The following is a 9660-nucleotide window of genomic DNA, read 5'->3' as shown; positions in this document are numbered from 1 at the left end:
CCGTCACACCATGGGAGTGGGTTGCACCAGAAGTAGCTAGTCTAACCTTCGGGAGGACGGTTACCACGGTGTGATTCATGACTGGGGTGAAGTCGTAACAAGGTAGCCGTAGGGGAACCTGCGGCTGGATCACCTCCTTAATCGACGACATCAGCCTACTGATGAGCTCCCACACGAATTGCTTGATTCATTGTCGAAGACGATCAAGACCCTATATAGGTCTGTAGCTCAGTTGGTTAGAGCGCACCCCTGATAAGGGTGAGGTCGGCAGTTCAAATCTGCCCAGACCTACCAATATGCGGGGCCATAGCTCAGCTGGGAGAGCGCCTGCCTTGCACGCAGGAGGTCAGCGGTTCGATCCCGCTTGGCTCCACCACTCGCTTACTTGATCAGAACTTAGAAATGAGCATTCAAATCGAATGTTGATTTCTGACTTTTGTCAGATCGTTCTTTAAAAATTCGGATATGTGATAGATAGACTGACACGCACTTTCACTGGTGTGATGTCAGGCTAAGGTAAAATTTGTGAGTTCTGCTCTTAATTGAGCAACATGCGAATTTTCGGCGAATGTCGTCTTCACAGTATAACCAGATTGCTTGGGGTTATATGGTCAAGTGAAGAAGCGCATACGGTGGATGCCTTGGCAGTCAGAGGCGATGAAAGACGTGGTAGCCTGCGATAAGCTTTGGGGAGTCGGCAAACAGACTGTGATCCAGAGATCTCTGAATGGGGGAACCCAGCCAGCATAAGCTGGTTATCTTGTACTGAATACATAGGTGCAAGAGGCGAACCAGGGGAACTGAAACATCTAAGTACCCTGAGGAAAAGAAATCAACCGAGATTCCCTTAGTAGTGGCGAGCGAACGGGGACCAGCCCTTAAGTTGATTTGAGATTAGTGGAACGCTCTGGAAAGTGCGGCCATAGTGGGTGATAGCCCCGTACACGAAAATCTCTTGTCAATGAAATCGAGTAGGACGGAGCACGAGAAACTTTGTCTGAACATGGGGGGACCATCCTCCAAGGCTAAATACTACTGACTGACCGATAGTGAACCAGTACCGTGAGGGAAAGGCGAAAAGAACCCCGGAGAGGGGAGTGAAATAGAACCTGAAACCGTATGCGTACAAGCAGTGGGAGCCTACTTTGTTAGGTGACTGCGTACCTTTTGTATAATGGGTCAGCGACTTATATTCAGTGGCGAGCTTAACCGAATAGGGGAGGCGTAGCGAAAGCGAGTCTTAATAGGGCGTTTAGTCGCTGGGTATAGACCCGAAACCGGGCGATCTATCCATGGGCAGGTTGAAGGTTAGGTAACACTGACTGGAGGACCGAACCGACTACCGTTGAAAAGTTAGCGGATGACCTGTGGATCGGAGTGAAAGGCTAATCAAGCTCGGAGATAGCTGGTTCTCCTCGAAAGCTATTTAGGTAGCGCCTCATGTATCACTCCAGGGGGTAGAGCACTGTTTCGGCTAGGGGGTCATCCCGACTTACCAAACCGATGCAAACTCCGAATACCTGGAAGTGCCGAGCATGGGAGACACACGGCGGGTGCTAACGTCCGTCGTGAAAAGGGAAACAACCCAGACCGTCAGCTAAGGTCCCAAAGTCATGGTTAAGTGGGAAACGATGTGGGAAGGCTTAGACAGCTAGGAGGTTGGCTTAGAAGCAGCCATCCTTTAAAGAAAGCGTAATAGCTCACTAGTCGAGTCGGCCTGCGCGGAAGATGTAACGGGGCTCAAACCATGCACCGAAGCTACGGGTGTCATCTTTGATGACGCGGTAGAGGAGCGTTCTGTAAGCCTGTGAAGGTGAGTTGAGAAGCTTGCTGGAGGTATCAGAAGTGCGAATGCTGACATGAGTAACGACAATGGGAGTGAAAAACTCCCACGCCGAAAGACCAAGGTTTCCTGCGCAACGTTAATCGACGCAGGGTTAGTCGGTCCCTAAGGCGAGGCTGAAAAGCGTAGTCGATGGAAAACAGGTTAATATTCCTGTACTTCCAGTTATTGCGATGGAGGGACGGAGAAGGCTAGGCCAGCTTGGCGTTGGTTGTCCAAGTTTAAGGTGGTAGGCTGAGATCTTAGGCAAATCCGGGATCTCAAGGCCGAGAGCTGATGACGAGTTGCCTTTAGGCGACGAAGTGGTTGATGCCATGCTTCCAAGAAAAGCTCCTAAGCTTCAGATAACTGGGAACCGTACCCCAAACCGACACAGGTGGTCGGGTAGAGAATACCAAGGCGCTTGAGAGAACTCGGGTGAAGGAACTAGGCAAAATGGCACCGTAACTTCGGGAGAAGGTGCGCCGACGAGGGTGAAGGACTTGCTCCGTAAGCCCATGTCGGTCGAAGATACCAGGCCGCTGCGACTGTTTATTAAAAACACAGCACTCTGCAAACACGAAAGTGGACGTATAGGGTGTGACGCCTGCCCGGTGCCGGAAGGTTAATTGATGGGGTTAGCGCAAGCGAAGCTCTTGATCGAAGCCCCGGTAAACGGCGGCCGTAACTATAACGGTCCTAAGGTAGCGAAATTCCTTGTCGGGTAAGTTCCGACCTGCACGAATGGCGTAACGATGGCGGCGCTGTCTCCACCCGAGACTCAGTGAAATTGAAATCGCTGTGAAGATGCAGTGTATCCGCGGCTAGACGGAAAGACCCCGTGAACCTTTACTATAGCTTTGCACTGGACTTTGAATTTGCTTGTGTAGGATAGGTGGGAGGCTTTGAAGTGGGGACGCCAGTTCTCATGGAGCCATTCTTGAAATACCACCCTGGCAACTTTGAGGTTCTAACTCAGGTCCGTTATCCGGATCGAGGACAGTGTATGGTGGGTAGTTTGACTGGGGCGGTCTCCTCCCAAAGAGTAACGGAGGAGTACGAAGGTGCGCTCAGACCGGTCGGAAATCGGTCGCAGAGTATAAAGGCAAAAGCGCGCTTGACTGCGAGACAAACACGTCGAGCAGGTACGAAAGTAGGTCTTAGTGATCCGGTGGTTCTGTATGGAAGGGCCATCGCTCAACGGATAAAAGGTACTCCGGGGATAACAGGCTGATACCGCCCAAGAGTTCATATCGACGGCGGTGTTTGGCACCTCGATGTCGGCTCATCACATCCTGGGGCTGAAGCCGGTCCCAAGGGTATGGCTGTTCGCCATTTAAAGTGGTACGCGAGCTGGGTTTAGAACGTCGTGAGACAGTTCGGTCCCTATCTGCCGTGGACGTTTGAGATTTGAGAGGGGCTGCTCCTAGTACGAGAGGACCGGAGTGGACGAACCTCTGGTGTTCCGGTTGTCACGCCAGTGGCATTGCCGGGTAGCTATGTTCGGAAGAGATAACCGCTGAAAGCATCTAAGCGGGAAACTTGCCTCAAGATGAGATCTCACTGGAACCTTGAGTTCCCTAAAGGGCCGTCGAAGACTACGACGTTGATAGGTTGGGTGTGTAAGCGCTGTGAGGCGTTGAGCTAACCAATACTAATTGCCCGTGAGGCTTGACCATATAACACCCAAGCAATTTGCCGACGCAGATTGCGGTGGTGAAGACGAAACGACCGAAAGTTCGCAAGACCACAAATTCACATATCCGAATTGGCCAAGAGTGTTTACACGACATTCTGGCAACAGAATTTCTTGACGACCATAGAGCATTGGAACCACCTGATCCCATCCCGAACTCAGTAGTGAAACGATGCATCGCCGATGGTAGTGTGGGGTTTCCCCATGTGAGAGTAGGTCATCGTCAAGATTCATTTCGCAAAACCCCTATCTGCGCGAGCAGGTAGGGGTTTTGTCTTTCTGGCGCAGTCGCGCACGCGTGTCCCCCGCATTAGTCGCCTCCCACATTTGCAGCCAGATCACTAGAATAGAGCCGACGTACCCATTCAGAGCTCTGTATGCCCAACCCTTTAGAACCTGAAGCGCTAGATCGACTCCCCCTTAAAGAGCTCGTCGCCTGTCATGAATGCGACCTGTTGATGCGCAAGCCGGTACTGCAGCGAGACGAAAAGGCTCAGTGCCCGCGCTGTGGATATGAGCTGTACGCTCACCGTCATAACGTGGTCAACCGCAGCCTGGCCCTGGTGCTGACAGCTTTGTTGCTCTACGTGCCCGCCAACTTCCTGCCGATCATGCAGTTGCACCTGCTTGGGCAGACCTCCGATGACACCGTCTGGACAGGTGTGGTGGGTCTGTACAATTCGCAAATGCGGGGTGTGGCAGTGGTGGTCTTCCTCTGCAGCATGGCCATCCCTGCGGTGAAATTACTGTGTCAGTTGCTGGTGCTGTTGAGCATTCGCCTCGACGTAGGGCGCAGCTACGGTTTGCTGTTCTATCGCATTTATCATCATTTGCGAGATTGGGGCATGCTCGAGGTCTATTTCATGGGCGTGCTGGTGGCGATCGTCAAGCTCGTCGACCTGGCCGAGCTTACCGTAGGGCTTGGCCTGTTCTGCTTTATCAGTCTTTTGCTGATACAGGTCTGGCTCGAAGTGGTGATGTCTCCACACCAGATCTGGAGCGCACTTTCCGGGGAGGATCTCCATGCGGGCGATTGATGCAGGCATCCTGGTCTGTAATGAATGCCATGAGTTGAACCGCCAGGAGGCCGACAGTACTTCGCAGACCTGCACGCGGTGTGGTGCGGTCGTGCATGCGCGTCGGCCAAACAGTATCGTGCGCACTTGGGCGCTGCTGATCACTGCGTCGATCCTCTACATTCCGGCGAACATGCTGCCGATCATGACCGTCAGCACGCTTGGGCAGGGTAGCCCCGACACCATCATGTCCGGTGTTATTACCCTGCTGCAGCACGGCATGCTGCCAATTGCCGCCGTGGTGTTCATTGCCAGCATTTTGGTACCCACCTTCAAGTTGGTGGGTATCGGCCTGCTGCTGTACTCGGTGCAGCGTCACCAGCCCTTGTCAGCGCGACAAAGGATCCTGATGTACCGCTTCATCGAATTCATTGGGCGCTGGTCCATGCTCGATATCTTCGTCATTGCCATATTAGTGGCCGTGGTGAATTTCGGGCGTATCGCCAGTGTCGAAGCCAACTTGGGCGCCGTTGCATTTGCCAGTGTGGTGATCCTGACGATGCTCGCAGCTTTAACTTTTGATCCCCGACTGATCTGGGATAACACGGAGTCGGATGACGACCATGAGTGACGTGCCTACGGCTAGAACCCGACCAGCTTCGAACTGGTCGGCTATCTGGATTTTGCCGCTGATCGCCTTGCTGATCGGTGGCTGGTTGGCTTGGCAGGCCTATCGCGATGCGGGTGTTGAAATCGAAGTTCGATTCGAGAGCGGGGAAGGAATCGTCGCCAACAAGACCGAAGTCATCTACAAGGGCATGCCCGTCGGCAAGGTGAAGAGCCTGGTGCTCGATGCCAAGGGCGAGAACCAAGGTGTCATCGCCACCATTGAGATGAACAAGGCCGCCCAGCCTCATCTGAATAAAGGCACGCGCTTCTGGCTGGTCAAGCCCAGTGTCAGCCTGGCAGGTATTTCCGGCCTTGAGACACTGGTGTCCGGTAACTACATCGCGGTGAGCCCAGGCGAGGGTGAGCGCACCAAGCGCTTCACTGCGCTGAAAGTGGCGCCGCCGCTGTCGGACTCCGAGCCAGGCCTGCACCTTACCCTCAAAGCCGAACGGCTGGGTTCGCTCAACCGTGACAGCCCCGTGTTCTATAAGCAGATCCAGGTGGGTCGGGTAAAGAGCTACCGCTTGTCCGAGGATCAGGAAACCGTCGAGATCAAAGTGTTCATCGAACCGGCTTATGCCAGCCTGGTGCGAAAGCACACGCGGTTCTGGAATGCCAGTGGCATCAGCATCGACGCTGACCTGTCTGGCGTGAAGGTGCGCAGCGAGTCGCTGTCCAGTATCGTGGCCGGGGGGATTGCCTTCGCCACACCGGAATACCGCAAGGACAGCCCGCCCACCGATCCGAGCCTGCCATTCCGTCTGTACGAGGACTTCGATGCAGCCCAGGCGGGAATACGGATCAAGGTCAAGCTCACCGACTATGAAGGCTTGCAGGCCGGGCGCACGCCCGTGATGTACAAGGGGATCCAGGTCGGTTCGCTCAAGGCCCTGAAGATGGAAGACAACCTGGGCAGTGCCACGGCCGAGCTGACACTCGACCCGCTGGCCGAGGACTACCTGGTAGAAGGCACGCAGTTCTGGGTGGTCAAGCCGTCGATCTCCCTGGCCGGCATCACCGGCCTGGAAGCATTGGTCAAAGGTAACTACATCGCGATTCGTCCGGGCGAGAAGGGGGCCAAGCCTCTGCGCGAGTTCGAGGCCAGGCCCAAGGCGCCACCGCTCGACCTGAAATCCCCAGGCCTGCACATGGTGCTGTTCGCCGATACCTTGGGATCGCTCGAAATCGGCAGCCCGGTGATGTACCGCCAGGTCAAGGTCGGTAGCGTGCAGAGCTACCAGTTTGCCCGTAACAGCAATCGCATCCTGATTGGCGTGCATATCGAGCAGGAGTACCAGAACCTGGTAAACGGCTCGTCCCGATTCTGGAACGTCAGCGGTATCACGCTGACCGGAGGGCTGTCGGGCATCAAGATCAAGAGCGAGTCACTGCAGACGCTGATGGCCGGCGGTATCGCATTCGACACACCGGTTGCGAACGTGGCGCTCAAACGCCGGATTCCACGTTTCCGCCTGCATGAGAGCCAGGAGGCAGTGAATCGTGCCGGCACCTTGGTGACCATCCGTGTCACCCGGGCCGATGGCTTGAAGCCTGGTACCGCGATTCGCTTCCGTGGCCTGGATGTGGGCAGTGTCGAGAGTGTCGACCTGACTGCTGACCTGCAAGCAGTGCTGCTGCGTGCGCGCATTACCGAAGCAGCCGACCGCATTGCCCGTGTCGGTACTCAGTTCTGGGTGGTCAAGCCTTCACTTGGTCTCGTACGCACCGAGAACCTGGATACCCTGGTAGGTGGGCAATACCTGGAAGTGCTGCCGGCAGCCAAGGACAAGGGGCCGCAGCGTGATTTCATTGCACTGGCCGATGCCCCGGCGTTCACGGAGCCGGAAGTCGGCTTGCCCCTGACCCTGAGCGCGCCCCGCCGTGGGTCTATCAAGCCGGGCGTACCTGTCACCTACCGTGAAGTGGCGGTAGGCAAGGTCACCGGCTTCGAGCTTGGGCAGAATGCCGACCGGGTGCTGATCCATATCCTGATCGAGCCTCGCTACGCCGCCTTGGTACGCAGTGGCAGCCGATTCTGGAACAGCAGCGGCTTTGGCTTCGATTGGGGTCTGTTCAAAGGCGCCACGGTGCGGACCGAGTCGGTGGAGACGCTGATCGATGGCGGTATCGCCTTCGCGACACCGGATGGCGAACAGATGGGCACCCCAGCCCGGCCTCAGCAGACCTTTGCCTTGTTCGACAAGGCCGAGGATGAATGGCTGCAATGGGCGCCCAAGATCCAGATTGCCAAGTAAGGGGCATTTCTCAGGCGGGGCCGCGTGCGGCCCCCACTGATTGCCAGCGAACCGGCGATTGCGGAAGCACAAATCGCAGGCAATAAAAAACCGACCCTAGGGTCGGTTTTTCGACAAGCGCGTCGCTTAGGCAGCTGCAGCTTCTTTCAGCGCCTTGATGTGGCCATTCAGACGGCCTTTGTGGCGAGCAGCCTTGTTCTTGTGGATGATGCCCTTGTCGGCCATACGGTCGATTACAGGCACAGCCAGGATGTAGGCGGCTTGCGCTTTTTCGGCGTCTTTTGCGTCGATGGCTTTGACTACATTCTTGATGTAGGTGCGGACCATGGAACGCAGGCTGGCGTTGTGGCTGCGACGCTTCTCAGCCTGTTTTGCACGTTTCTTGGCGGAAGGTGTGTTGGCCACCGTCGAGCTCCTCGAAAGACTTTAGGTAAATAGCAAACAAAATAGGCCGCGAATCATGCCGATCAGTCGAGCGGATGTCAAGGCCACCTGCAGGGTTCCGCCGAGCGGTGCGCCAACAAGAGGGAAATATTCCTTTCTGCTGCGCGACCTGTAAACTCGGGAATTTTTGGCTCCCATGCGAAGGCGCGGGAGTATCGCACATTCGGACGCTGTCTGGCAGCGTCCTCTGCCCTTGGCGTGAAACTTTTCGATGAACCTGCTCAAATCCCTCGCCGCTGTCAGCTCCATCACCATGATTTCCAGGGTACTGGGCTTCGTTCGTGACACCATCCTGGCGCGTGTGTTTGGCGCTGGTATCGCCACCGACGCCTTCTTCATCGCCTTCAAGCTGCCCAACCTGCTGCGACGCATTTTCGCCGAGGGCGCATTCTCGCAAGCCTTCGTGCCGATCCTGGCCGAGTACAAGACTCAACAGGGCGAGGAGGCGACCCGCACCTTCATCGCCTATGTCAGTGGCCTGCTGACCCTGGCCTTGGCGCTGGTCACCGCCGTCGGCATCCTCGCCGCGCCCTGGGTGGTGTGGGCAACCGCGCCCGGGTTCGTCGACAGCCCCGAGAAGTACCAGCTGACCACCGACCTGCTGCGCGTGACCTTTCCTTATATACTGTTGATCTCGTTGTCGTCCCTGGCCGGCGCGATCCTCAATACCTGGAACCGTTTCTCCGTCCCGGCGTTCACCCCGACCTTGCTGAACGTGGCGATGATCGCCTTCGCGTTGCTGCTGACGCCGTATTTCGACCCGCCCATCATGGCGCTGGCCTGGGGGGTACTGGCCGGCGGCCTGGCGCAACTCGTCTACCAGCTGCCGGCGCTGAAGAAGATCGGCATGCTCGTGCTGCCGCGCCTCAACCTGCGCGACACGGGCGTCTGGCGCGTGCTCAAGCAGATGCTGCCGGCCATCCTGGGGGTGTCGGTCAGCCAGATCTCGCTGATCATCAACACCATCTTCGCGTCCTTCCTGGTGGCCGGCTCGGTGTCGTGGATGTACTACGCCGACCGCCTCATGGAACTGCCGTCAGGCGTGCTGGGCGTCGCGTTGGGCACCATCCTGCTGCCGACCCTGGCCAAGACCTACGCCAACAAGGACCGCGAAGAGTATTCGCGCATTCTCGACTGGGGCCTGCGACTGTGCTTCCTGCTGGTGCTGCCCTGCACCCTGGCCCTGGCGATCCTGGCCGAGCCGCTGACCGTGGCACTGTTCCAGTACGGCAAGTTCAGCGCCTTCGATGCGGCCATGACCCAGCGTGCGCTCATCGCCTATTCCGTGGGCTTGCTGGCGATCATTCTGGTCAAGGTGCTGGCACCTGGCTTCTATGCGCAGCAGAATATCCGGACACCGGTGAAGATCGCCATTTTCACCCTGGTCTGCACCCAGCTGTTCAACCTGGCGCTGATCGGCCCCCTCAAGCATGCCGGCCTGGCCCTGGCCATCAGCCTTGGCGCCTGCCTCAATGCCGGACTGCTGTTCTGGAAGCTGCGCAGCCAGCAATTGTTCCAGCCGCAGCCAGGCTGGGCCATGTTCCTGTTCAAGCTGGTGTTGGCGGTGACGCTGATGTCGGCGGTGTTGCTGGTGGGCATGCATTACCTGCCAGCCTGGGAGCTGGGCGGCATGCTCGAACGTTTCGTACGCCTGGGGGCATTGATCCTGGCGGGGGTGGTGACCTATTTCGGTTGCCTGTACCTGTGTGGTTTCCGGCCCCGGCATTTCGCCCGCAAGGCCCTGCATTGAAGCTGAAG

The 9660-nt window shown here is 56.8% G+C and carries 5 protein-coding genes, 2 tRNA genes and 3 rRNA genes (1 of these 10 running past the window's edge); 9 read left to right on the top strand and 1 reads right to left on the bottom strand.

What is annotated here, in order from left to right; genetic code table 11:
• From VXM67_RS23640 to VXM67_RS23605, 8 genes are all read left to right on the top strand, one after another.
• Positions 1-140: ribosomal RNA gene (locus tag VXM67_RS23640) — 16S ribosomal RNA — on the top strand; it begins 1397 nt to the left of the window's first position.
• A gap of 77 nt (positions 141-217) precedes the next feature.
• Positions 218-294, top strand: a tRNA-Ile gene (locus tag VXM67_RS23635).
• A 6-nt stretch (positions 295-300) separates the two neighbouring features.
• Positions 301-376, top strand: a tRNA-Ala gene (locus VXM67_RS23630).
• Between the two features lie 233 nt (positions 377-609).
• Positions 610-3501: ribosomal RNA gene (locus tag VXM67_RS23625) — 23S ribosomal RNA — on the top strand.
• Between the two features lie 130 nt (positions 3502-3631).
• Positions 3632-3747 (top strand): 5S ribosomal RNA (rrf, locus tag VXM67_RS23620).
• Together the 16S, 23S and 5S rRNA genes with 2 tRNA genes alongside form the textbook arrangement of a ribosomal RNA operon.
• A gap of 148 nt (positions 3748-3895) precedes the next feature.
• Positions 3896-4555: a paraquat-inducible protein A gene (locus VXM67_RS23615; RefSeq protein ID WP_027907754.1), complete on the top strand. Its 660-nt coding sequence runs from the start codon at positions 3896-3898 to the stop codon at positions 4553-4555.
• Entirely contained in the window at positions 4542-5165 is a 624-nt protein-coding gene (locus tag VXM67_RS23610; protein ID WP_023382473.1) for a paraquat-inducible protein A, read from the top strand. Before VXM67_RS23615 ends, VXM67_RS23610 begins: the two co-directional genes overlap by 14 nt.
• Positions 5158-7458 (top strand): MlaD family protein, encoded by a 2301-nt coding sequence (locus tag VXM67_RS23605; RefSeq protein WP_023382472.1) that lies wholly within the window; start codon positions 5158-5160, stop codon positions 7456-7458. Before VXM67_RS23610 ends, VXM67_RS23605 begins: the two co-directional genes overlap by 8 nt.
• Before the next feature lie 126 nt (positions 7459-7584).
• Here VXM67_RS23605 and rpsT read toward each other — a convergent pair whose 3' ends face one another.
• Positions 7585-7863, bottom strand: coding sequence for a 30S ribosomal protein S20 (gene rpsT, locus VXM67_RS23600; RefSeq protein ID WP_023382471.1), 279 nt, complete (start codon positions 7861-7863; stop codon positions 7585-7587).
• 250 nt (positions 7864-8113) lie between these two features.
• On the opposite strand from rpsT, the gene murJ reads away from it, so the two are divergent.
• Positions 8114-9652 carry a murein biosynthesis integral membrane protein MurJ gene (gene murJ, locus VXM67_RS23595; RefSeq protein WP_023382470.1) on the top strand — a complete coding sequence of 513 codons (1539 nt, stop codon included), beginning with the start codon at positions 8114-8116 and terminating at the stop codon, positions 9650-9652.
• The last annotated feature ends 8 nt before the right edge of the window (positions 9653-9660 follow it).

Origin of the sequence: Pseudomonas sp. Rh2, from assembly GCF_040762985.1 — a bacterium.
Taxonomy (GTDB): domain Bacteria; phylum Pseudomonadota; class Gammaproteobacteria; order Pseudomonadales; family Pseudomonadaceae; genus Aquipseudomonas; species Aquipseudomonas taiwanensis.
This window is presented reverse-complemented; position numbering and strand designations above follow the sequence as displayed.